The 23,799-nt window shown below is 32.3% G+C and carries 17 protein-coding genes and 1 pseudogene; 6 read left to right on the top strand and 12 right to left on the bottom strand.

Annotated features, from left to right (window positions below; all coding sequences use genetic code 11):
• Positions 1 to 215 precede the first annotated feature (215 nt).
• Entirely contained in the window at positions 216 to 524 is a 309-nt protein-coding gene (locus PYW44_RS09260; RefSeq protein WP_002508116.1) for a metal-sulfur cluster assembly factor, read from the bottom strand.
• A gap of 113 nt (positions 525 to 637) precedes the next feature.
• Between PYW44_RS09260 and PYW44_RS09265 the strand changes: the two genes are divergently transcribed.
• Positions 638 to 1,480, top strand: a complete 843-nt coding sequence (locus PYW44_RS09265; protein WP_002508117.1) for a Cof-type HAD-IIB family hydrolase — start codon at positions 638 to 640, stop codon at positions 1,478 to 1,480.
• A gap of 32 nt (positions 1,481 to 1,512) precedes the next feature.
• Positions 1,513 to 2,835 carry a CoA-disulfide reductase gene (locus tag PYW44_RS09270; RefSeq protein WP_107520940.1) on the top strand — a complete coding sequence of 441 codons (1,323 nt, stop codon included), beginning with the start codon at positions 1,513 to 1,515 and terminating at the stop codon, positions 2,833 to 2,835.
• An 81-nt stretch (positions 2,836 to 2,916) separates the two neighbouring features.
• On the opposite strand, the gene PYW44_RS09275 is transcribed toward PYW44_RS09270, so the two are convergent.
• The 9 genes from PYW44_RS09275 to PYW44_RS09315 all read right to left on the bottom strand — a co-directional run bounded on the left by PYW44_RS09275 (position 2,917) and on the right by PYW44_RS09315 (position 16,445).
• On the bottom strand, positions 2,917 to 3,306 hold the full coding sequence (locus PYW44_RS09275) for a YisL family protein (RefSeq protein WP_065337634.1): 390 nt from the start codon (positions 3,304 to 3,306) through the stop codon (positions 2,917 to 2,919).
• A gap of 242 nt (positions 3,307 to 3,548) precedes the next feature.
• Complete coding sequence (locus PYW44_RS09280) at positions 3,549 to 4,454, bottom strand: fumarylacetoacetate hydrolase family protein (protein WP_069828072.1); 906 nt, start codon at positions 4,452 to 4,454, stop codon at positions 3,549 to 3,551.
• 113 nt (positions 4,455 to 4,567) lie between these two features.
• Positions 4,568 to 5,707 (bottom strand): DUF418 domain-containing protein, encoded by a 1,140-nt coding sequence (locus PYW44_RS09285; protein ID WP_021339480.1) that lies wholly within the window; start codon positions 5,705 to 5,707, stop codon positions 4,568 to 4,570.
• Between the two features lie 24 nt (positions 5,708 to 5,731).
• Positions 5,732 to 9,391, bottom strand: coding sequence for a helicase-exonuclease AddAB subunit AddA (addA, locus tag PYW44_RS09290; protein WP_172457967.1), 3,660 nt, complete (start codon positions 9,389 to 9,391; stop codon positions 5,732 to 5,734).
• Positions 9,385 to 12,852, bottom strand: a complete 3,468-nt coding sequence (gene addB / locus PYW44_RS09295; RefSeq protein ID WP_069819051.1) for a helicase-exonuclease AddAB subunit AddB — start codon at positions 12,850 to 12,852, stop codon at positions 9,385 to 9,387. Before addB ends, addA begins: the two co-directional genes overlap by 7 nt.
• Positions 12,853 to 13,145: 293 nt before the next feature.
• Positions 13,146 to 13,721, bottom strand: coding sequence for a signal peptidase I (gene lepB, locus PYW44_RS09300; RefSeq protein ID WP_069828074.1), 576 nt, complete (start codon positions 13,719 to 13,721; stop codon positions 13,146 to 13,148).
• Positions 13,722 to 13,739: 18 nt separating this feature from the next.
• Positions 13,740 to 14,258 carry a signal peptidase I gene (lepB, locus tag PYW44_RS09305; protein WP_021339475.1) on the bottom strand — a complete coding sequence of 173 codons (519 nt, stop codon included), beginning with the start codon at positions 14,256 to 14,258 and terminating at the stop codon, positions 13,740 to 13,742.
• A gap of 4 nt (positions 14,259 to 14,262) precedes the next feature.
• Complete coding sequence (locus PYW44_RS09310) at positions 14,263 to 14,838, bottom strand: TVP38/TMEM64 family protein (protein ID WP_002508126.1); 576 nt, start codon at positions 14,836 to 14,838, stop codon at positions 14,263 to 14,265.
• 275 nt (positions 14,839 to 15,113) lie between these two features.
• Entirely contained in the window at positions 15,114 to 16,445 is a 1,332-nt protein-coding gene (locus tag PYW44_RS09315) for a glucose-6-phosphate isomerase (protein ID WP_002508127.1), read from the bottom strand.
• Positions 16,446 to 16,786: 341 nt separating this feature from the next.
• On the opposite strand from PYW44_RS09315, the gene PYW44_RS09320 reads away from it, so the two are divergent.
• The 4 genes from PYW44_RS09320 (at position 16,787) to PYW44_RS09335 (ending at position 21,212) form a co-directional block, all read left to right on the top strand.
• The gene (locus tag PYW44_RS09320) at positions 16,787 to 17,992 is read left to right on the top strand and encodes an argininosuccinate synthase (protein WP_021339472.1); all 1,206 of its coding nucleotides are present in this window, start codon (positions 16,787 to 16,789) and stop codon (positions 17,990 to 17,992) included.
• Positions 17,982 to 19,355, top strand: a complete 1,374-nt coding sequence (gene argH / locus PYW44_RS09325) for an argininosuccinate lyase (RefSeq protein ID WP_069828075.1) — start codon at positions 17,982 to 17,984, stop codon at positions 19,353 to 19,355. The genes PYW44_RS09320 and argH overlap by 11 nt, the downstream gene beginning before the upstream one ends.
• Before the next feature lie 355 nt (positions 19,356 to 19,710).
• A complete protein-coding gene (locus tag PYW44_RS09330; protein ID WP_021339470.1) occupies positions 19,711 to 20,700 on the top strand; it encodes a glycerophosphodiester phosphodiesterase in 990 nt (329 codons plus the stop codon).
• Between the two features lie 131 nt (positions 20,701 to 20,831).
• Positions 20,832 to 21,212, top strand: a complete 381-nt coding sequence (locus tag PYW44_RS09335) for a YbaN family protein (RefSeq protein WP_021339469.1) — start codon at positions 20,832 to 20,834, stop codon at positions 21,210 to 21,212.
• A gap of 531 nt (positions 21,213 to 21,743) precedes the next feature.
• Here the strand turns inward: PYW44_RS09335 and PYW44_RS09340 are convergent.
• Positions 21,744 to 22,286: pseudogene (locus PYW44_RS09340) on the bottom strand (GNAT family N-acetyltransferase).
• A 106-nt stretch (positions 22,287 to 22,392) separates the two neighbouring features.
• The gene (locus PYW44_RS09345; RefSeq protein WP_115076016.1) at positions 22,393 to 23,595 is read right to left on the bottom strand and encodes an MFS transporter; all 1,203 of its coding nucleotides are present in this window, start codon (positions 23,593 to 23,595) and stop codon (positions 22,393 to 22,395) included.
• Positions 23,596 to 23,799: the final 204 nt, after the last annotated feature.

Raw genomic sequence — 23,799 nt, forward strand, 5'->3', positions numbered from 1 at the left:
TCATTAAAATGTATAAATGACTGTATGTATAGTAACGTATTACAAAAGTCATTGTAATGCTTTTGTAATATAACTGCAATACTTTTAATGAATTGAGCAATATAAAATTAAACATTTTAAATTGCTTGTATTTTAGAAGACAAAAAAACTAGTCTAAGTAAAAGTACATTTGAAAATGTACTTACTAGACTAGTTTTCATTCTACATATTAAAGCTTAGCTTACGCCTAAAGCAATCTTAGCGTAACGAGACATCTTATCTTTGCCCCATGGTGGACTCCAAACGATATTAATCTCTGTATCCTTAACTTCCGGAACTTCAGCTAATACTTCTTTTACTTGATTCATAATCTGCGGTCCCATTGGACAACCCATAGAAGTCAGTGTCATATCTACTGTGCATAAGCCTTCATCATCAACATTCACATTATATATTAAGCCTAAGTTCACAATATCAATACCTAACTCAGGGTCAATTACCATTTCTAAAGCACCTAATATGCTATCTTTTAAATCTTCCTCCATAAATTTCACCTCTTCGTATTTAATCTTATTAACAATATATCAAATATCTTACAAAACGCCAATAAAATGCTATGATATTTATACATCAATTATCAAAGATTAAGGAGATTTACATGAAACCTTATTTAATTTGTCTAGATTTAGACGGAACACTTTTGAACGATGAAAAAGTGATCACACCATATACCAAAGAAGTACTAACAACTTTACAAAATCAAGGTCACAAATTAATGATTGCTACTGGTCGACCTTACAGAGCAAGCCAAATTTATTATCATGAACTTAATATGAATACACCTGTCGTTAACTTTAACGGCGCATTTGTACATCATCCAAAAGATGATCAATTTGAAACAATGCATGAAAGACTAGATTTTGATTTAGCTCGAAATATTATTCAATCTTTAAATGATTTTGGCGTTACTAATATTATTGCAGAAGTGAAAGATTATGTATTTCTTAATAGCTATGATCAAAAATTATTCGATGGTTTTTCCATGGGTACGCCAAAAATTGAAACAGGCGATTTACTTACATGTTTAAATGAATCACCGACTTCAATTTTAGTAGAAGCAGAAGAATTTATGATTCCTAGAGTTAAACAAATGCTTACACGATTCTATGCAGAAAATATTGAACACCGTAGATGGGGTTCACCTTTCCCAGTTATAGAAATCGTAAAACAAGGTATCAGCAAAGCACGCGGTATTGATTATGTTAAAACACATTTAGATATTGATAGAAATCATATTATCGCATTCGGTGATGAAGATAATGATTTAGAAATGATTAAATACGCAAAACACGGTATCGCAATGGAAAATGGCTTGGATGAGTTAAAACATATTGCGAATGAAGTCACGCATTCAAATAATAATGATGGTATTGGTCGTTATTTAAATGATTACTTCCAATTAAACATTCCATATGAAGTAACTGTAAAATCTTATATTTAGTATGAGAATTACTCACTAGGAGGCAATTTATTATGAATAAGATCATAGTCGTTGGTGCTGTTGCTGGTGGTGCGACTGTCGCCAGCCAAATAAGAAGATTAGATCAAGAAAGTGAAATCATTGTCTTCGAGAAAGATCGTGATATGAGTTTTGCAAACTGCGCCTTGCCTTATTATTTAGGAAACGTCGTAGCATCAAGAGATCAAATACTAGAAGCAACACCAGAATCATTTTACGACGCTAAACAGATTGTAGTGAAACCTTATCATGAAGTAACCTCAATCAATGATACTTCACAAACCATAACTGTTTACGATTACACCCAAGATAAAACCTTTGAAGAACGATATGACACATTAATTCTAAGCCCTGGCTGTAGTGCTAATACGTTAAACTTAAATAGCGATATGACATTCACTTTAAGAAATATGGAAGATACAGATGCAATTGAAGACTTTATTGAAGCTAACCAAGTTAAAAAAGCGCTCGTTATCGGCGCTGGCTATATTGGTTTAGAAATTATAGATAATTTATATGAAAGAGGTATCGCACCTACGTTAGTTCATCGCTCAACACATCTCAACAAATTAATGGACGAAGACATGAATCAGCCAATTATCGATGAAATTGAAAAAAGACATATAGACTATCGTTTAAATGAACAAGTATCCAAAGTTATTGGTAATGAAGTTCACTTTAAGTCGGGTAAAGTCGAAGATTATGACCTTATAATAGAAGGTATCGGAGTCAAACCAAATTCAGCATTTATTGAGTCATCCAATGTCATTCTAGATGACAAGAGCTATGTGCCAGTGAATGATCAATTTCAAACTAACATTCCTAATATCTATGCTTTAGGTGATATTATCACTTCACATTATCGCCATGTAGATTTAAATGCACATATCCCGTTAGCTTGGGGTGCACATCGTGGTGCAAGCATCATTGCAGAACAATTAGCCGGTGACCCATCTATACAATTTAAAGGTTACTTAGGTTCAAATATTGTAAAATTTTTCGATTATACTTTTGCAAGTGTCGGTGTATCTCCACAGGAACTTTCGAACTTCGACTATGAAACTGTTGACGCCAAACAAGGAGAACATGCAGGTTATTATCCAGGTAATACAAAGTTACATTTACGCATTCATTTTGACAAAACGAACCGACGTATTTTACGTGCCGCTGCTGTTGGAAAGAAAGGTGCAGACAAACGTATAGATGTGCTGTCTATGGCAATGATGCATAAATTAACTATAGACGAATTAACAGAATTTGAAGTTGCTTATGCCCCACCCTATAGTAGACCTAAAGATATCATTAATATGATTGGTTACAAAGCACGCAATAAATAGCACTAGTGATTCAAACTAAAAGGGACCTTCCAAAATTGGAAGATCCCTTTTTAATTAAACTTGATTTATGTTTTAAATTTTTTATAAACCAAATAGTTGCGTAATTGGTCCCCATGGCAAGATAACACCTAAAAGCATAGTAATTAAAATAACAATAATCGTTGTCCACAATAAACTATGACTTGATTGACCTTTTTTACGTTTTGCAAGTGACACTTCCATAAGTGCAACTACTGCTACGCCACCAATCATTTTCAACGTAAGTAACATATGCCCGCCAGCGTTACCAGATGAGAATGCTTGAATCCATGTCCAAAAACCTGAAATTAAAACTAATACCATAAACACTCTTAAGAGCATATGAATTGGTTTAAAGTAAGGTGATGCGCCTTGTTTTACTGAAAAATTAAAATAAGCAGCAAAGAACAAGATTACTAATAACACCCAACTTGCAATATGCATGTGTAACATAATATATAACCCCCACACAATTTTTACTTCAATAATATGTAAAACAGAAGTATGTTGCACCTTTTAATTAGTAAAATAAAAAGTGCCTTTCTTAATCATACTCAAAATAAGTATATTTTTCAAAAAAGAAATTCTGCACTACTTATTTTATTTGAATATGCCGGTTATTGCAATGTTAATTCTATTTTTCGCATATTAAAACCGGGCATCACATATGTCAGCCCGGTTAATATATCTATCGTTTATTTTTCTGCGATAAAATTAGTCAGTGTACCAATATTATCAATTGTAACTTTAACTTCATCACCTGGTTGTAAAAATTGCGGAGGTTTCATTCCTGCACCTACGCCAGCAGGTGTGCCAGTTGCAATAATATCACCTGGATGTAAAGCAACATATTTAGAAATTTCTTCAATTAATTCATCTATTTTAAGAATCATTGCACTCGTATTACCATCTTGACGAATATCATTGTTTACTTTTGTAACAATATTCACGTCTTCAGGTGTAGGTAATTCATCTTTAGTTACGATGTAAGGTCCAACGGGGCATCCTCCAGTTAAACTTTTAGATAAGAATGCTTGATCTTGTGCATCTTGAGCTTTACGGTCTGTAACATCATTAATAATTGTATAACCATAAATGTAATCTAATGCTAAGCCTTTTGGTATTTTTTCACCAGATTTTCCAATAACAATACCTAATTCACCTTCATAATCTAATTGATCTGTAATATCTTTATGATTAGGAATTGTACTATTATCTCCAGTTAATGAAGAAGCGGCTTTAGTAAATACGTACAAGCGTTGAACTTCGTGATTTAATTCGTTAGCATGATCTTGATAATTACGTCCAAAGGCAATGACATTATTAGTTGGTGTTACTGGTGGTAAAAATTCAATGTCAGCAAATTGTACTTTATAATCTTCGCCTTTACCACTATCTTCTGCAGCAACAACTGCTTTACGAACTTCTTCTTGAAAATCTACGACTTGGTTTTGTTGAAGGCCGTCTAATAACGTTTTAGGATGGAACGCACCCTCCGAAAAATCTGCAAAAACTTTTTGTAAGTCCCACGCAGCTTCTTCACGTTTTACTTTCACACCATATGATGTCTGTCCTTCATGTCTGAATGATAGGAATTTCATTCAATATCAGCTCCTCATCTATATCTTATTACATATTATAACTATATTTACTACTAAATAACAAATAAATAACTAGAATTTTCAAAATTCTATTGTTTTATGTCTAATGCGTCTTATTTTAAGTAAGTAATTTTCCGCCATAACCACTCGATGGGTCCATACTTAAAGAATTTCAAATAATAATAACAAGCTAAAAGTTGCAAACTATATACAACTACTACGATAATATAAGATTGATAGAGCGGTAACTTGTTGTATAAACTTAAGCCTATATCATAATAAATGAATGTGAAAATGATACTTTGGGATATATAAACTGATAAACTAAGTTTTCCAGGATATTTAAAAATGTCTAGTACCTTCGCAGCTTTGGCATATTGACATAAACGAACAAAGATCAAGATGTATCCCATCGCAAGAATCGGCCCACCTACCATTGAACTTATGACTGAAAACGTATTGTTTGCATAATCTAAGGCAAATGGAAGTTTAATAAAATAACCGATAATAAATAAAGTGCTCCCCCATGTCATGGCACTACGTGGGTTGTTTTGAATCTTAGTTATCAAACTTAATTTTTGTGCGGCAATACCTATAAGTATGTAAGGTAAAAGATCAAGATATGCAGCTCTTGTAACAATATCTATAACACTATACTTACTTTCCAATCCATTTACTTGTAAGAATTCAAAGTAATGACCATTTTGTTTGATATCAACCAATTGCGCAAGTGACTTACCTGAATAATTACTTGCTTCATGGCGACCTTTATTCCAATATGCTAAAGAAATTGGAATAACCAATATGACAATTTTCATTATAAATAAGCCAGCAGCTGATTTAATTAAAGTCTTAGGTTTCAATTTGATAAATAAAACTGCAATCATTCCGGTAAAACCATATCCAAATAAAATATCTCCATTAAATAAAAAATAGCCATGTAGTACACCAAAAATAAGTAAAACTACTAATCTTCGATATATAAAAGGATAATATGACATCCCTCTACGTTTACTATTTTCATACATTATGCTTAATCCATATCCAAATAACATTGTAAATATTGGATAAAATGAACTGATAACAAAAAGTGTAACAATGCGGAATAGCCCTTCATTGGCACCATTTAATACTCCAGGTAGATAAGTTTCCTCATAAGGAAAACTAAAAACTAAAATATTCATTAATATGATGCCAAACAAACTAAAACCACGTAATGCATCTAATTCAAATAATCTGCGTTGCGGTGACACAATATAGCACCTCTTTTTGGAAATTTAAGTATCAATTGAAAGTTGTCCAAATTTAAAGAAATATAAATATCCTTTAACTTCGGTTTTTAATATTGTTTCTAATGTGGTGCGGTAATATTCCATCTGTATCTTATAACGCGCTCTCAATTGAGCACCAATTTCTTCATCTGACATGTTCCGGCGTCTATTAAATGCGTCTGTCTTATAATCTACAAAATAATATTGGTCATCTTTTAAAAATATAAGATCAATCATACCTTGAATGATTGAAGCATCTTCGTCATCGGTTTTTAAATGATCCACATTGGATTGATTCACGACGAATGGTAATTCACGATATATTGCATCACTAGAGGCGATGGTTGTGTATAGTTCACTACTAATAAATGTGTAGATATCCTCATAGCGAATATCGTCTTTCGCATCTTCCGGTATGATGTGTTTTTCAATCATTTGATCAATATGTGCATGTAATTCACGTTGTGATAGACCATCGCGTTTAAATGGTAGGTGTTGCATCACTGTATGCATCAATGTACCAACTTCATTTGCTTTCCTTTTAGAGCTATGACTTAAAAAGCCAGGTCTTTCATAAGACGATGTTCCTATACGATATTGTCTTACTCTATCATAATTTGTATCTGCTTGTTCCGTGTCTAGTTGACGTTTTAATTCAGATACAGACTGCTTTGAAGGTTTATCGACAACGTCTTGATAAGGATACGTATAGCTCAGCTGTTGATGAATTTGTGATTTAATTGCTTCATCATTCGTATTCAGCGTCTCAATATCTTCTATCGTGCGTCGTTCACTTTCTTCAACTACCGCTTCTGATGCAATATCTTGATAAAAATCTATATTTAATTGAACATAGGGTTTCATCGTTGCATCGATGTCACCAATCGAGCGTTCAAAACGCAATTCATTCGGTAAAGCAGATGACTGATATTTAGACAATATTGGATAAATCATATCAATCGGTCTTTGCGCAGTTAGTCGATAACTTACAGGCAAATGAGTATCCGACACAGAAACTTGTTCAAACTGAGCTAATTCCTTCTCATCTTTAACACGTCCTATTAAAAATAATTGTTCTTTTGCACGTGTGAGCGCAACGTATATGAGTCTCATCTCTTCAGAGACCATTTCTTTTTCTGCAATGGCTTTATACGTAACGGAAGATAGCGAAGGATACGATAAGTTACTTTCCACATCGTAATAAGTCATTCCTAAACCGTAAGTTTGATTTAAGATCACTGGTTTATGTAAATCATCTCTTCTGAATTTACGAGATAACCCCGAATATATTACAAAAGGAAATTCTAACCCTTTACTACTATGAATCGTCATCATTCTAACCACATCATCATTTGGACCGATAACGTTTTCTTCTCCAAAATCTTTGCCACGTTCTATTAATTCATCTATAAAGCGGATAAATTGATATAAACCACGGAAACTAGAATTCTCAAATTCTACTGCTTTATTAAATAATCCATATAAATTGGCGCGACGCCCTTTGCCTCCAACAATACCACTGAAATATTGAATCACATAATGCTCATTATAAAACTTATCTATTAGCTGATAAACCGGATGGCTTTGGCTATAATGTTGATACATCTCTATATCTTTTAGAAATGCATCTAATTTTTTCACTAATTTTTTATTTGCAACATCATTCAGCATATAATTTTTAATTGATTGATAAAAATAATCATCGTTAGGACTAAATACGCGAATATTAGATAATTCATCTTCAGTAAATTGATAAATCACAGAACGCATTAACCCTACTAAATAGATATCTTGTAACGGATTATCAACTGTTCTTAAAAAGGATAATATCAATCGTATTTCTACTTGTTCAAAATACCCTTCTTTACTATTCACATGGAACGGTATATTGTGATCTTTAAACGCCTGTTGAATCTTACGTGCTTGACCATATGAACGTTCAAGTATGACAATATCTTTATAGCTTGGTTTACGATATTCATCTAATTTCATATCATATATTTCATGTTTATCCATTATTTCTTCAACTTGTTGTACGATATATTCAGCTTCTTGCTCTGCGCCTTTTAAATCTGACTCAGCATCTTCTATCAACATATTCATCTGAACATCATGAGGCTTATCATCATAAGGAGCACCATAATACAATTGTGCAGCATCGTCATATACAATTTCTCCTACTGCTTCATCCATCATATGTTTGAATAAATAATTCGTTGTTGTTAGTACTTCTTCTCTTGAACGAAAGTTTTGTGACAAATCAATTCTCATACCATTTTCTAAGCCATCTAATGAAAAACGATTATATTTTCCTATAAATAAACTTGGATCTGCCTGTCTAAATTTATAGATAGACTGTTTCACGTCACCTACCATGAATAAGTTGCCGTCTGACTCGTTACCTCGTTTAATACATGATAATATTTTCTCTTGAACTCTATTCGTATCTTGATATTCATCAACAAGAATTTCTTCAAATTGTTGACGGTACATGTCCGCAATTTCTGAAGGCGTACCGTCATCATTCATTAATACGCGTAACGCAAAATGTTCATAATCAGAAAAATCCAAGAGATTTCTACTTCTTTTTTTCGAATTAAATTGCTTTATTACATCTGCTGTCACTTGCGTTAGATATGATACTCTCGGTGCTAAGCGCTGCATATCAAGCTTCAATTCTTCTGCTTCACGTGAAAAATAATCTTCCTGAACTTTTGAGACCAATGCTTTATATTGATCATAGTGTTTTTTACCATCATCATACGCATCAAGCATCATCTCATTCGCTTCTTTAATCTTCTTATTTTTAGCTGGGAAACGCGCTTCAAATTGGTGTTCAGCAATGACTTGCGTATTCAATTGACCGCCTTCCATCGCTTGATTTAAAAAGTGTCGTTCCTTATCTAATACAGCTACTTGTTTATCTACTTCTTCTAGCATCATGAATAAGTCATAACTTTTATTCAACGCTTCTAATGCTGAATTCATAAAAATCATTGCTACTTCATTCAATAATTGTAGTAAATCATCTTGTTGCTCAGCATTGTAATAAGGGTCTGCTAAATTTTGCAGCCAAGTTAAAGGATTGGGATTCGCCACACTAAAATAAAACATTTGTTTAATCGTATTCCGTAATTGATCATCATTTCGATCAGACGATAATTGTTCAGTCAAATCTACGAAACTTGGGTCTAACACATCATAATGACTTTCCAATACTTCATCAATCGTTTGTTCAAGCAATAAAATATTTTCCGCTTCACTACTTGTTCTAAAGTTTGGATCAATATCTAAAACATCGTAATGGTGTTGTATTAATTTCAAACAAAAACTATGGAGTGTAGAAATTTGTGCTTGGTGAATTTTGATCCGCTGATTTTTCAAATGTGCATTATCAGGTGATGCCATAGATGCTTCTTGAATACGTTGATCTACACGATGTTTCATTTCACGTGCACTTGCGTTTGTAAAAGTCACTACAAGTAAGCGGTCAACATCTATTTCATCTTTGATAATCCGCTGAATAATGCGCTCAACTAAAACAGCTGTTTTGCCTGATCCTGCAGCCGCAGCTACAAGTACATCTTGTCCTTTGGCATAAATACTTTTCCATTGGTTATCAGTCCATCTTGTATCAGCTGGCTTTGCTGGAATTTGACTCATAATTCATCTTCCTCACTTTCTAACTCCACATTTTGCACTGCTTCTAACGGATTAATCGACTCGTCTACAGTACGATAACGTTTGCTATCAATAGCACCATCTACATGACATACAGATTTATAATTACAAAATTCACAAGGTAATGTTTGATTATATTTCATTGGTGCAACTTCTGTATGACCATCCATAATACTGGAGGCAGTTTCAATAAAATTCTTTTTATTATGCTTTATTAATTTATAAATTGTTTCTTCATCTGCAACTTTACTGTTACTTTTAATTCCGCCATCTTTTTTCAATCCAAGTGGTACAATATCAGAATTATAACTTGGCTCTAATCTTGTATCAAAAGCATCTAATACTGATTCATCACTATTTAATAACCCACTTAATTTAAACGAATTAATAAACTCCGTATCTCTTTTATCTTCATTTAATTGGTTCCACGCTAATTTAATACGCGGTTCATGAACATGAAAATATAAAAGTCCTCCTGGTTTAGTCATCTCTGTTAAACCAAGACGTGATTTATTTTGTAACACAATATCCATATACGTCATCATTTGCATTTGCATACCATAATAGACTTTAGTCAAATCTAGTGTCCCACTATATTTTGAAGACTTATAATCAATAATATTCACAAAACTTTGATCACCTTGCTGATATGTATCTATACGATCAATTTGTCCACGAATATTGATTGGAACGCCTTGTGTTGTCTTCAATGGCTCAGCTAACAATTCACTATTATCACGCGGTTTTCTTCTAAATCCTGCTTCGAAACGTTGTGGCGTGAATTTTGTGTGACTACCTTGATATTTGAGCGCAGTCAAAGTGGTCTCAACAATAGCGCCGATTCGTTGTGATAAATAACGATAGTAAGCCGTTGAATTCAACAAGTTAAATTGAACTTCAGGTAATATTTCAGATAAAGCTTCTAATGTTAATTTATGAATTTGTTTCGTATTTAAGTTTTTAAAGTCACCATTCACTTTTTCTGAAATGAATTTCAACACTTGGTGAAAAATATCACCTAAATCAAAATTTTCAAGTTTGTATTTTGTACGTTCGTTAAGTCGTAAACCATGTGAGGCAAAATGTTTAAATGGACAAGCTTGATATCCTTCAAATCTGGATACACTTGCATTAATCGTCTTTCCATATAAATCTGAAGACAATGATTCACTTAATTGGACCGTTTCATTATCATACGTTAATGCCGATAATAAGTAACTCAAACCATCATTTAAATTGTCATCGTCTCTCATCACTTGATATGTGTCTAACCATGTATCAGCCACAATCTCATCATCTAACCATGCTTTTAACGATTCAAATAATGCAATTTTAGTTTGATGTGGATGTTCCATTAGTGATAATGGATTAGCTTGATGTTGATGATGAATATTTTGAATATCTAGATTTGTATATAACTGTTGAATTTGATTTAAAAATGGGCTCGGTTCTTTTTCATCTCCGCTTGTTCCCATCAAAGAATAAGAAAATGTAACAGCTATACGGCTTCTTGTCATAGCAATGTAGCACACAAACGCTTCATCCATTTGTAATATATCTGCTGTAGGGCTCAATTCTATCGTTGACTGTTCTTGGAAGTATTTCTTTTCGTCGTCTGTAATCAAACTCGATGATGCAACGGTTTGTGGCATGACCCCATCATTTACACCGACAAGGTATACATGTGCTTTGTTATCAACTTTAGCTAAATCCATCGTCCCTATACTCACTTGATCAATCGTTTGCGGTATCATCACAAATTCTAATTGCTCTAAGCCAATATCAAACAATTCTAAAAAACGTGTTTGAGTCATAGTCTGTTCGCCAAAAACAGTAACTAAATCATCCAATGTTTGAATAAAACCATTCCATATCTGGTCAATTTCTTCTGCTTTTTTATGTTCGCCCTCAACATCTAATGTGTCTCGGTCTGTCATCAATTGACTAGGTAAATCGAATGTTTCTATAGCTTCATAAAAGGCTGTCGCAAATTCAATTGCAGTTGTAGCATTATTCATTTTCGATTCAAACATCATCACTTTATCAATCACATCTGTTTTCATTTGAATTACACGTTCAAACGTTTCACGTTCTTCATCAGTTAATGGCTGGCGCTTTAATCCCATTTTTCTAAATTGTTCAACATGGAAATATTTTTCATCAATCCAGCGTTTGCCATAAATTCCACGTTCCAGTACAAAGTTTTCTAAAATATCAATAAGATAATGACTATCTTTAAACTTTTTAGAAAGTATATTTGTCTTAAACAGACGCATAAGTGGATCAAAATTCCAATTTGTTTGTATGACTTCAATAAGTGAGCGCATCATTTCCATTACTGGGTGATGCGTCATAGATTCTTTAATATCTATATTGTATGGAATATCGTATTGCGGTAATATCGATTCCATTAAATATGCATAAGACTCATCTCTATACAAAATTGCGATATCTTGAAAACGTCTACCTTGTTCGCGATTTTCTCTCAAAATACGACGAGCTACTTCATTAATTTCTTCGCGCATTACAGATGCCTCTAAAATTTCAATATTGCCTTGTGCCGAGATTGGCTCAAATTGTAATGCGTTAAAGTTATGCTCTAAATGTTTTAAATCACTATTATTAAACCGATTTGTTTCATTAAAACGTTTAGTGTTGACCTTAATATTCAAATCATTCGCGATGTCTTCAATATGCGTTAAAGATTCAGATGGTTTTCTAAATAAACTAAACGTATCTTTGTCCCCGTCTGTAGTTAATACTACGGTAACCTTTTTCGCATAACTTACTAAGCTACGAATAATTTGATATTCTAACGTCGAAAAGTTATGAAAACCATCGATATATATTTCGGCTCGCTTCAACCACTCAGATTGATCCATCATCGTTATAAAACGTTGAAGAGAATCCTCAGTTGACACATATTCACCATTTATTCTATCTTCTAAATGCTTATAAATAAGCGCGATGTCTTGCAATTTATGTTTCGTGCGTGTTTGTAAGTGATTTGCAGCTATATATTCCTCTAATTGTTCTGGAGAAACTGCATATTTTTTAAAATCTTGTATTTGTTCATAAAGTTTTTCACTAAAACCATAGTATTTAACTTGAGAGCGATAGAGCTTCAACTCTGTTTGATGTTGTTGGATGATATCATAAATCATCATCTCTGTACCTGCTTTTGATAACTGTTGTTCCATCAAGCCACCGACTTCTTGAAACACACGGTAACTCAAACGTTCAAAGTGTAGCACTTCTGTTCTAAGACTACCACTTAGTTCAGGATCGTTTACAAATGCTTGTTCGAGTTGAAAAGTATTTTGCGTAGGAGCAATTAATACAATGGGATCGCCTAGTGGATCTTGTTTCATTTTACTTTTAATTTCTTCAATGATTTCATGTGACTTCCCTGTTCCTGCTCTTCCAATATAAGCATTTAATTCCATGGCAAACTTCCACTCCTTTGACTCACATTTTAACATAGAAAAGGTTCTTCTTTACGAATCTTTCATCTGACTGATTCAACTATTTTAAGTATTTGAATCAGTTCTTTATAAAAAATACCCCTTCATATGTTTTTTTAAATTCCGTAACGATCTCTGATTTAAATTACCTCTACGCTGATTAATAAAAATTATTTAATTTCATAGATTTTTGTATAGAAAAAGTGCTAATCCATTAAATTAACAGATTAACACTTCTCTTATAATATTAGGTAACTATATCTTAAATTCAGTTATTATTTATCTTGATCTGTATCAGGATCAAATCCAAATTTCATTTCATTAAGTGGCCAGAAACTAAATGCTACTTTACCAACCACTTGATCTTCGTCTATTAAACCAAATGAGCGGCTATCTTTACTTACTTCACGATTATCACCGAGCACAAGTAGCTTGTCTTCAGGAATTTTATTTTTCCCATCTACTTGGTTTAAATCTTTTGTTTCAAAGCTGCCTGTAATATATTCATATTGTTTATTTTTTTTGTTTGAATCTAAATATGGTTCTTCTACTTCTTTACCATTAACAAACAATTTGTCTTTTTTGTATTCAATATTATCGCCAGCAGTTCCGATAACACGTTTAACATAGTCGCTTTCTTTATTTGCATGAAAGACAATGACATTACCGTTTTTTATATCGCCAAATTTATAACCAAATAAATTGACCATGACACGTTCGCCGTCTTTTAGCGTAGGATCCATGGAGTCACCTTTAACTGTATATGGTTTTGCCACAAAATTTACAATTAGTAATACCAATGCCACTGCAACGACAATCGACACAATCCATTCCAATATCTCTTTTTTCAATTTTTACACCTCGTCTATTTAATTAAAGTTCACTGTGAATTTTTCAAATGGGAAATACCTCAAACTCACATTTCCAATAATGTCTTCTTTTTGTATAAATCCAGTCGTTCTAGAATCTTGTTTATTTTCACGATTATCATTGAGTACAAAATAAGCATTCGGTGGAATGATATCTCCTTCAGATTGCTGAATATTTCTAAGTGATAAATCATTTATACTATTACTCGCATAAGGCTCATCCACTGCCCTGTCATCTCTGTATAACGTCCCGTTCTTATATGCAATAGATTGACCAGGTTTACCAATAATTCTACTGAATTGAATTTCATCGCCTTTACGATACATTATAATATCATTATTATCTAATATGTTAAATGTAGTTTTAATCTTATTTACAATAATTCGATCATCTTGTTTAAGGTTCGGAGCCATCCAATCATTTTTAATGACGGCGCCTGTAATTACAAACGCTTGTATCAATAGTACAATAATAATCGCAAATATTATGGAAATCAAATGTTTTAATATGAATCGCACGTTGTCACTCCTCTGAAGAATGCATAAAATGTTTCTCGATTTTTCGTCCTACAAACCATACTATTAAAATGACGATGATGATAGTTATCAATCTTGTAGGGCTTGTGAATAAAGTTGTAATATCATTCCCCAACCAACCTACAAGCCCAATCATTACAAATTTTGAAGCTATAAGAACGGTCAAATAGGCATGTGCTTTAATATGCGATAAACTTGCGACAATATTGACTAGCGCACTTGGTGTAAATGGAAAACACATTAAAATAAAAATTGGAAGAACGCCTTTTCTATCAATGAAATGTATCAATCTCTGAACAGAGGTACGTTGTTGTATTTTCTTCATATAACGTGTATGCGTAAGCCTTCTAAAAAATAGGAACACGATATAACTACCAGCCACTGTACCCATCCAAGCCAATAAAGTTCCGATTATAAAACCATATGCATTAACGTTAACAATGACAAATACAATGATTGGCAAAATAGGAATAAAAGCTTCAATAAATGGCAATAAAAAACCTACAATATATCCTAGGTTTCCGAATAAATCAAACCAATATTGTACTTGTTCTTCTGTCATCTAACCCATCTCCATCATTTCTATTGATTATAATTATAAGTGTAATATCATGTTTTTAAAACTATAAAGTACTAGATTTAATATAAATCAGTCTCGAGAATGAAGAAAGCATCATGTCAGAGACTTATAGTATTAGTAATCGTAATGTGCTTGAAAAAATATAGCTAATTATTATTCACTTTAGCGTTATCAATACAGAAAAGACTCATTCCAAATTTATCTTTGGAATGAGTCTTTTCTTAAATCACTATTTTAATGAAACAAGTGTTTCTATATTATAAACGTTTTTCTAATTCTGCTTTTTTATCTTCAAATCCAGGTTTACCTAATAAAGCAAACATATTTTGTTTGTATGCTTCAACGCCTGGTTGGTTGAATGGATTCACACCTAATTGGTAACCACTCATTGTACAAGCCAATTCGAAGAAGTAAACGATATAACCAAATGTTTCTTCATCTAAACGAGGAATATCAACAACAATGTTTGGAACGCCACCATCTGTATGCGCTAATAGTGTACCTTCAAAAGCTTTTGTATTAACTTCGTCTATTGTTTTACCTGCTAAGTAATTTAATCCATCTAAATTATCATTATCTTCTTCTATAGTAATGTTATGTTTTGGATTATTTACTTTTACTACTGTTTCAAATAAGAAACGACGTCCTTCTTGAACATATTGGCCAAGAGAATGTAAATCTGTTGTATAGTTTGCACTTGAAGGATAAATACCTTTGAAGTCTTTACCTTCAGATTCGCCAAATAATTGTTTCCACCATTCATTGAAATATTGCATTGAAGGATCGTAGTTGATTAACATTTCAGTGTCATAACCTTTTGCATATAAAACGTTACGGATAGTTGCATATTGATAAGCAATATTGTCTTCTATGTTTTCTGATGACAATTCTTCACGTGCTTTAGCTGCACCTTCCATCATTGCTTTAATATCAATTCCAGCAACTGCAATTGGTAATAAGCCCACTGCAGTTAATACTGAATAACGACCACCAATATCGTCAGGTACAACAAATGTTTCATAGCCTTCATTTGTAGCTAATTCTTTTAATGCACCTTTTTCTTTATCTGTAGTTGCAAAAATACGTTTTTTCGCTTCATCTTTGCCATATTTATTTTCAAGTAATTGTTTAAACAATCTGAATGCGACTGCTGGTTCAGTTGTTGTACCAGATTTTGAAATTACATTGACTGAGAAATCTTTTCCATCTAAATAATCAATTAGCTCTTGTGTATATGTTGAAGATAAATGATTACCTACAAATACGATTTCTGGATATTCATCACTATTTCTAAATGAAGAAGTTAACATTTCAATAGCTGCACGTGCACCTAAATATGAACCGCCGATACCAATTACTACAAATACATCTGTATTTTCTTTAACACGTTTAGAAGCTTCTAAAATACGTGAAAACTCTTCTTTATCATAATCAACAGGAAGGTCTATCCAACCTAAGAAATCACTACCAGCGCCTGTTCCTTCATGAATTGTTTTATGAATTGATTTAACGATATCTTTTTGTTGTTGTAGTTCGTGTTCTCCAAAAAATTCTAAAGTTTTACCATAATCTAATTGAATATGAGTCATTTGATATTGCCTCCAGTGTTTTTAGTTTCAGTATAATATTACTAAGTTTATTTTGACTATTCAAACAACTAGCCTATAATCAGTCATAAATTATGACAATTTTGCTAATTATTTTTAGCGTATCACTTTTTTTATTCATTATTATATACATATAGATATAATCCTTTAATCAACACTATTCCAATATTCGTAACATAAATACTTCCTTTAATGAATAAGCCTATCCAAATATTTTTGCATATTTATGTATAAAAGTGGTTTTATTTTCAATAAACATCTGCTATACTATTCAATATCAAATAAAAAAACAAATTTTAAAATATCAATTAGAGGTGGAAATTATGAAAGAGAAAATAGTATTAGCATATTCAGGCGGTTTAGACACAAGTGTTGCAGTAAAATGGTTATTAGATAAAGGTTACGACGTTGTAGCTTGTTGTTTAGACGTAGGTGAAGGTAAGGATTTAGACATCGTTCATCAAAAAGCATTAGATATGGGGGCAAGTGAATGTCACATTATTGATGCTACTGAAGAATTCAGTCAAGATTTCGTATCATATGCAATTAAAGGTAATTTAATGTATGAAGGTACTTATCCATTAGTATCTGCATTATCAAGACCTTTAATTTCAAAAAAATTAGTTGAAATTGCTAGCAAAACAAATTCAGTTGGTATTGCACACGGTTGTACTGGTAAAGGTAATGACCAAGTTCGTTTTGAAGTAGCAATTAAAGCTTTGGATCCAGAACTAAAAGTATTTGCTCCAGTTAGAGAATGGGCTTGGAGCCGTGAAGAAGAAATAGATTATGCAATTAAACATAATATCCCAGTACCGATTCAACACGATTCACCTTATTCAATAGACCAAAACTTATGGGGTAGAAGTAACGAATGTGGTATTCTCGAAGATCCATATGCCACACCACCAGAAGATGCATATGACTTAACTAATCCAATAGAAAATACACCTGACGAATCAGATGAAATTGTACTTTCATTTGAGCAAGGTATCCCTACTGCTTTAGACGGTCAATCATATAAATTAAGTGAACTCATTTTATATTTAAATAAATTAGCTGGTAAACATGGTATTGGTAGAATTGACCATGTAGAAAATAGACTTGTAGGTATTAAATCAAGAGAAGTCTATGAAACACCTGCAGCTGAAGTAATTGTAAAAGCGCACAAAGCACTTGAAACAATTACCCTTACAAAAGATGTAGCACATTTCAAACCAGTAATCGAAAAACAATTCTCAGAACAAATTTATAATGGCTTATGGTTCTCTCCATTAACAGATAGCTTAAAAGTATTCGTCGATAGTACGCAACAATATGTTACAGGTGATGTACGTATTAAATTATACAAAGGTAATGCAATCGTTAATGGCAGAAAATCGCCACATACACTATATAATGAAAAATTAGCTACTTATACAAAAGAAGACGCGTTTAATCAAGAATCAGCAGTTGGTTTCATCGATATCTTTGGCCTACCTACTAAAGTGAATTCTATGTTACATGGCGGATATAACGATGAGCAGTAAAGCTTGGGGTGGTAGATTTAGTGAACAACCAGAAGCATGGGTCGATGAATTCAATGCTTCTATCCACTTTGACAAAGCATTAATCGAATACGATGTCCAAGGTAGTATTGCTCACGCAACGATGTTAGCCAAACAAGGTATTATTTCTGATTCAGACTGTGAACAAATTATAGATGGCTTAAATGCTATTTTAGCTGATTATAAACAAGGTAATTTAAACTTAGACGTTTCTTTAGAAGATATTCACTTAAATATTGAACATGAATTAATTAAACGTATCGGTGATGCTGGTGGCAGATTACACACTGGCCGTAGTAGAAATGATCAAGTCGCTACTGATATGCATTTATATACAAAAGAAGAAGTTAACTACTTAATTGAATCTATCACTGCTTTCCAACAAACTATTGTAAAAGTTGCTGAAGCACATGTTGATACAATTATGCCTGGTTATACGCATTTACAAAGAGCACAACCAATATCGTTTGCACATCATATATTGACGTATTATTGGATGTTAGAAAGAGATAAATCACGTTTCCAAGATAGCTTAAAGCGTATTGACATCTCCCCTCTTGGTGCAGCTGCATTAAGTGGTACTACTTATCCAATTGATCGTCATGAAACACAATCTTTATTAAACTTTAGCGCACTTTATGAAAATAGTATGGATGCTGTAAGTGATAGAGATTATATTGTTGAAACGTTACACAACATTTCATTAACTATGGTTCACCTTTCTCGTTTTGCTGAAGAAATTATTTTTTGGTCATCAGCAGAAGCAAATTTCATAACTTTATCCGACGCATTTTCAACTGGTTCTTCTATCATGCCACAGAAGAAAAATCCTGATATGGCAGAATTAATTAGAGGTAAAGTTGGACGTACGACAGGTAATCTTATGAGTATGCTTATGACACTTAAAGGTTTGCCTTTAGCATACAATAAAGATATGCAAGAAGATAAAGAAGGACTCTTTGATGCTGTGCATACACTTAAAGGTTCTCTACGTATCTTCGAAGGCATGGTCGATACAATGACTGTGAATGTGAATCACTTACAAGAAACAGTCTACAATGATTTTTCAAATGCAACAGAACTTGCAGATTACTTAGTCAACAAAGGTGTGCCATTTAGAAATGCACATGAGATCGTCGGTAAAATTGTGCTTTGGTCTATACAACATAACGTTTATTTACTAGACGTTCCGTTAGAAGAATATCAAAACGCGCATGCTAGTATCGAATCGGACATTTATGATTACTTAAAACCTGAAAACTGTGTAAGTCGTAGAATCAGTTATGGTTCAACGGGACAAGAAGCAGTAAAACAACAAATCAATATAATAAAGCAACAACTTTAGCAAAAAGAACTGGAAAACGTGCTTAAAAAAGCGGTCTTCCAGTTCTTTTTGTTATATATATAATCATAACGCCTTAATAAATCATCCTAAATTATAAAGACATATATAGCACTCTGTGACGCAATGACAGTATTGCTAGTTAATATATCTTCAAATAGCCACAACTCTTGAGAAAACAGCTTGTATTAGCCATTCAAGGTATAGTGTCGTTCTTTTATTTGTAATTTTTTGATATAAATTGTAATTATATGTTTAACATTATTTAGTTTGAATAAATATGTTGTAAATCCTATTCTTATTTCTGATTTTATTTTGTACTATGAAATTACAGTTCAGATTAAGGAGTGACAACATTATGAAACACGTCAGTAAATTTATCATTTCAAGTATTGCAGTAACATCATTATTGAGTCTCGGTGCATCTCCAGAGATTCACGCAAGTGGTAAAGGCAGTCAGATGGAAAATCAGAACGCTTCTCATTCACAACAAAGCGCTCATTCAAACGGTATAAATAATAAGCAGAACGAATTACATAATTTAACAGGTGAAAAATTCACAACAATCGCTCACAGAGGCGCAAGTGGCTACGCACCAGAGCATACCCTAGCGGCTTACGATAAGAGTCACAATGCCATAGGCGCATCATATATAGAAATTGATTTACAAATGACTAAAGATGGTCACCTCGTCGCAATGCATGATGAAACTGTTGATAGAACAACGAATGGTACAGGTAGAGTCGATCAATATACACTTAAAGAACTGAAACAATTAGATGCAGGAAGTAAATTTAATGCGGAAAATCCTCAATATGCAAATTCAAACTATGAAGGTGTCCAAGTACCGACATTAGATGAAATTTTCCAACGCTATGGTTCAGGTGCCAATTATTATATTGAAACAAAATCGCCTGATGTTTATCCTGGCATGGAAGAAAAACTTCTAGATACATTAAATAAACACAATTTATTAAATAGTGATTCGCTTGAAAATGGACATGTTATGCTTCAATCCTTTTCACAAGAAAGTTTATTAAAGCTACAAAACCTTAACCCTAACATACCGCTTGTACGCTTATTAGATAAGGGTGAATTACCTAGTATGACACAACAAGACTTTAATGCGATCAAACAATATGCAGTCGGCGTAGGACCTGAACATACAGATTTAACAAAACAAAATGTGCATAATCTCAAAAAAGCAGGTCTCTTAGTTCATCCGTTTACTGTTAATGAAAAAGCAGACATGCAACGACTCAATGAATATGGCGTAAATGGCGTCTTTACGAATTATCCAGATTTATACAAACAAGTAATTAATGAAAATGAAACACAAGCAAAATAAGAATTTCCATTACCTACAACAAATGTCTAAATTAACAACCAAAATAAAAACTATCCTGTAAAATGTTATGTTATTTACTATAGTGATGAATTAGTTTATTATTGATAATAGCTATCAATAGGAGTGTTTTTTTGAAATATTTTTTAATTATTATTGGTGTGTTATTTACAGTCATTGGTTTTGCTGGCGTGTTATTACCTTTGTTACCAACTACGCCATTTTTATTAGTTGCAGTACTTTGTTTTTCTAAAAGCTCTGATAAATTTGAAAAATGGTTAGTACAAACAAAGGTTTATGTTAATTATGTTGAGAGCTTTAAAGAAAACAAAGGCTATACATTGAAGGATAAGTTCAAACTTTTGTTAAGTCTTTATATAGTTATCGGCTTTTCAATTTTCATGATAGATCATCCTTATATAAGATTGGGTTTATTAATCATGGTAACGTTGCAGACGATAGTTTTATTTACTTTTGTAAAAACATTACCAGCAAATTTTTATGATAAAAAATAGTTTGCTGGTAAAAATAATAGTGTTGAGGAAAGTATTATTTTTTAATAATCATCCCATTACTGGATATATATGGATTAACTATTAAATTTATTAAACGCATTTACTTAAAAAGTTAGTTTTCAAACTAACTTTTAAGAGTGTCAACAAATTCTGTGACTTTGTTGACATTTTTTTATGCTCACTTTCCACGGACACAGCCTCTTCCTGTATTTTTTGTCTAGTGCTTTTTTACCGAGTAAGAAATCGCACAATAAATCGCCCTTTTTCAAAAGAAAATGAAATTAATATATTTACTGTGTCAACAAATAGAGATACCCTAAATTTCAAAAAGAATTAAATGATAAGTTTCATGGAAATAGAGTGTTTCAAAGATATAATATCTATAAAAAACACCCCTAAAAATTAGATTTTTAAGTCCAACTTTTGGGGTTCACATCACAATTGATTTGTCTTTGTTTTAAAACGTGAGTTTGAAATGTAAGTTTTTATTTGTAAACTTCGGTAACTATAATCTTCTGAAAAATTTAGTTTTTAATTATTATATTCAGATTTAAGCAAGCTAAACACGTAACTATCAACGAATTTTCCATTCAATTTTTCATCTTCTCTTAAAATGCCTTCTTGTTTAAATCCTAATTTGCGGGGGATTTTTTGACTTTTAATATTTTTAGTCGCTGTTTGTATTTCAATTCTGTTCAAATTTATTTCATTGAAACAGTAATCTATTAAAAATTTTGTGCATTTTGTCATTATTCCTAAATTTTCGTAATTTTGATCAATATAATAGCCTATAGATGTTTTTTCATTCAACCAATTTATGTAATGTAATCCGATGACACCAATCAATTGTTCGTTGTACCAAATACCACAGTGAAACCCATCATTTTCTATAAATTGATTTAGCGCAGATTTTATAAATTGCTTAGTATCTTCACTTGTTTTCGTGAATTTTACAAAGGGAAGTCATTCATTTAGATAGTCTCTTGAATTATCAACTATATTAAAAAGTGCTTGAGTATCTCTTTCTTCTAAAATTTTAAGGCTTAAATTGTCATTAATCTTTGTTTTAAACATAGTACTCCTCCTTTTAAAATCTTATAAGTGTGTTTATATTTTGATATTTTATTTAGGTGTAAAACGAATAATAAATGTATTTTCCTTTTCATTTAATATAGATTACTCAAATATCCTTTCTATTTATAATCACAATAATCGAAGATATAAAAAGCAGTGTTGCAGCTAACATAAATATGAATCTCACACCAAATAAGTCGGTCAAATTCCCTAAAATTAGCGAGGAACCCCCGAAAATTGCCGTTATTAAAGCGTCTTTTGCTGAGTAAATATTAGGTAAAAGTCTATGAACCACACTCTTCTGTACTAATGTCTCTTGAGCAACATCCTTCATCTGATTTACCAAACCAAATAATAAGGATAATACTAATGCCATCCACGGAGTCGACGTTAAACCAAACATTAGAGTTGTTAAACTAGCTAAGAGAGCTCCAACTAAAATAACTTTACTGGAAAGTCTATCTACTAAATGTGACCATTTTAAACTTAAAAACCCACCTATCATTAATCCAGAGAAGAAAGTCGCGTTTATATACCCCCACCATTGTTCTCCAGTTTGCAAAACTTGGTCTACATACACGTACATAATTGCAGCTACCCACACCACATTTGCAATCGATTCAAAAAATTCTACGATACTAATAGTACGTAAGGTGGGTGTTTGCCAAATAGTTACCCATCCTTTTTTTAACACTTCCCAATTTGATAGTTTTATTGACTGTTCATCGCTCACTATATTTCTATCAATACTAGGAATTAAAAACATCATAAAAGTTGATGTTACAAACAAGAAAAATGTAAACCAAAGAACGTTTACTCCCCCTATAATAGCAACAAGCATTCCTCCAACTGCCCATCCGCCTAAACGAATTGTTTGATCAAGAATAGCAAGTAAACTATTAGCTTTCACCAGAGCATTTTGTTCGACTAATATTGGAATAAATGCATTTCTCGCTGGATTTGCCCATCCGTCTAAAAAGGAGATGGTAATTACAAAGAAAAAAATTAAAACAGATGTATTAATAGAAGAAAAAACATCTATATAACCTATAAGTATAATTATAGCTATTGTTTTACCTAATTGGGAATAAGCTAAAAGTGCCTTTAGGCTAACTCGTTCAATAATTAAAGGAGCGATGATGCCACTTACAAACCTTGATGCTGTTATAAAAAAAGGTACAAAAGCCATATAAGTTACAGAACCTGTTAATTCGTATATTATCGCTATTAAACCCACCATATAAAAAACATCTCCGCTATTTGCGAGAGATTGACCAATCCATAAAAAACGAAACGATGATTTATTCATCAGAAATTACTCCTTGAATTAATTTATTATTTAATTTTTATTTTAAATTAAATATGATCTTACATCGGGTCGTCATCCTTTTCTTTATATAGTTTATCAGGTGGAGTTAATTATTTAGCTATTAATATTCTTTTTTACAATAGCATAACTAAAAAAGTACGACAAGTCTGATAATTCGGAAAATAAATAACATAGCATTTTAAA

Source organism: Staphylococcus equorum, assembly GCF_029024965.1.
In the GTDB taxonomy this organism is placed as follows: domain Bacteria; phylum Bacillota; class Bacilli; order Staphylococcales; family Staphylococcaceae; genus Staphylococcus; species Staphylococcus equorum.

Excerpts from the sequence above, each read along its gene's own strand:
- PYW44_RS09310 (WP_002508126.1), bottom strand. The coding sequence starts at position 14,838 with ATGACAGAAGAACAAGTACAATATTGGTTTGATTTATTCGGAAACCTA.
- PYW44_RS09270 (WP_107520940.1), top strand. The coding sequence starts at position 1,513 with ATGAATAAGATCATAGTCGTTGGTGCTGTTGCTGGTGGTGCGACTGTC.
- PYW44_RS09280 (WP_069828072.1), bottom strand. The coding sequence starts at position 4,454 with ATGAAATTCCTATCATTCAGACATGAAGGACAGACATCATATGGTGTG.
- PYW44_RS09315 (WP_002508127.1), bottom strand. The coding sequence starts at position 16,445 with ATGACTCATATTCAATTAGATTATGGTAAAACTTTAGAATTTTTTGGA.
- PYW44_RS09265 (WP_002508117.1), top strand. The coding sequence starts at position 638 with ATGAAACCTTATTTAATTTGTCTAGATTTAGACGGAACACTTTTGAAC.
- PYW44_RS09330 (WP_021339470.1), top strand. The coding sequence starts at position 19,711 with ATGAAACACGTCAGTAAATTTATCATTTCAAGTATTGCAGTAACATCA.
- PYW44_RS09345 (WP_115076016.1), bottom strand. The coding sequence starts at position 23,595 with ATGAATAAATCATCGTTTCGTTTTTTATGGATTGGTCAATCTCTCGCA.
- PYW44_RS09275 (WP_065337634.1), bottom strand. The coding sequence starts at position 3,306 with ATGTTACACATGCATATTGCAAGTTGGGTGTTATTAGTAATCTTGTTC.
- PYW44_RS09260 (WP_002508116.1), bottom strand. The coding sequence starts at position 524 with ATGGAGGAAGATTTAAAAGATAGCATATTAGGTGCTTTAGAAATGGTA.
- argH (WP_069828075.1), top strand. The coding sequence starts at position 17,982 with ATGAGCAGTAAAGCTTGGGGTGGTAGATTTAGTGAACAACCAGAAGCA.
- PYW44_RS09320 (WP_021339472.1), top strand. The coding sequence starts at position 16,787 with ATGAAAGAGAAAATAGTATTAGCATATTCAGGCGGTTTAGACACAAGT.
- addB (WP_069819051.1), bottom strand. The coding sequence starts at position 12,852 with ATGGAATTAAATGCTTATATTGGAAGAGCAGGAACAGGGAAGTCACAT.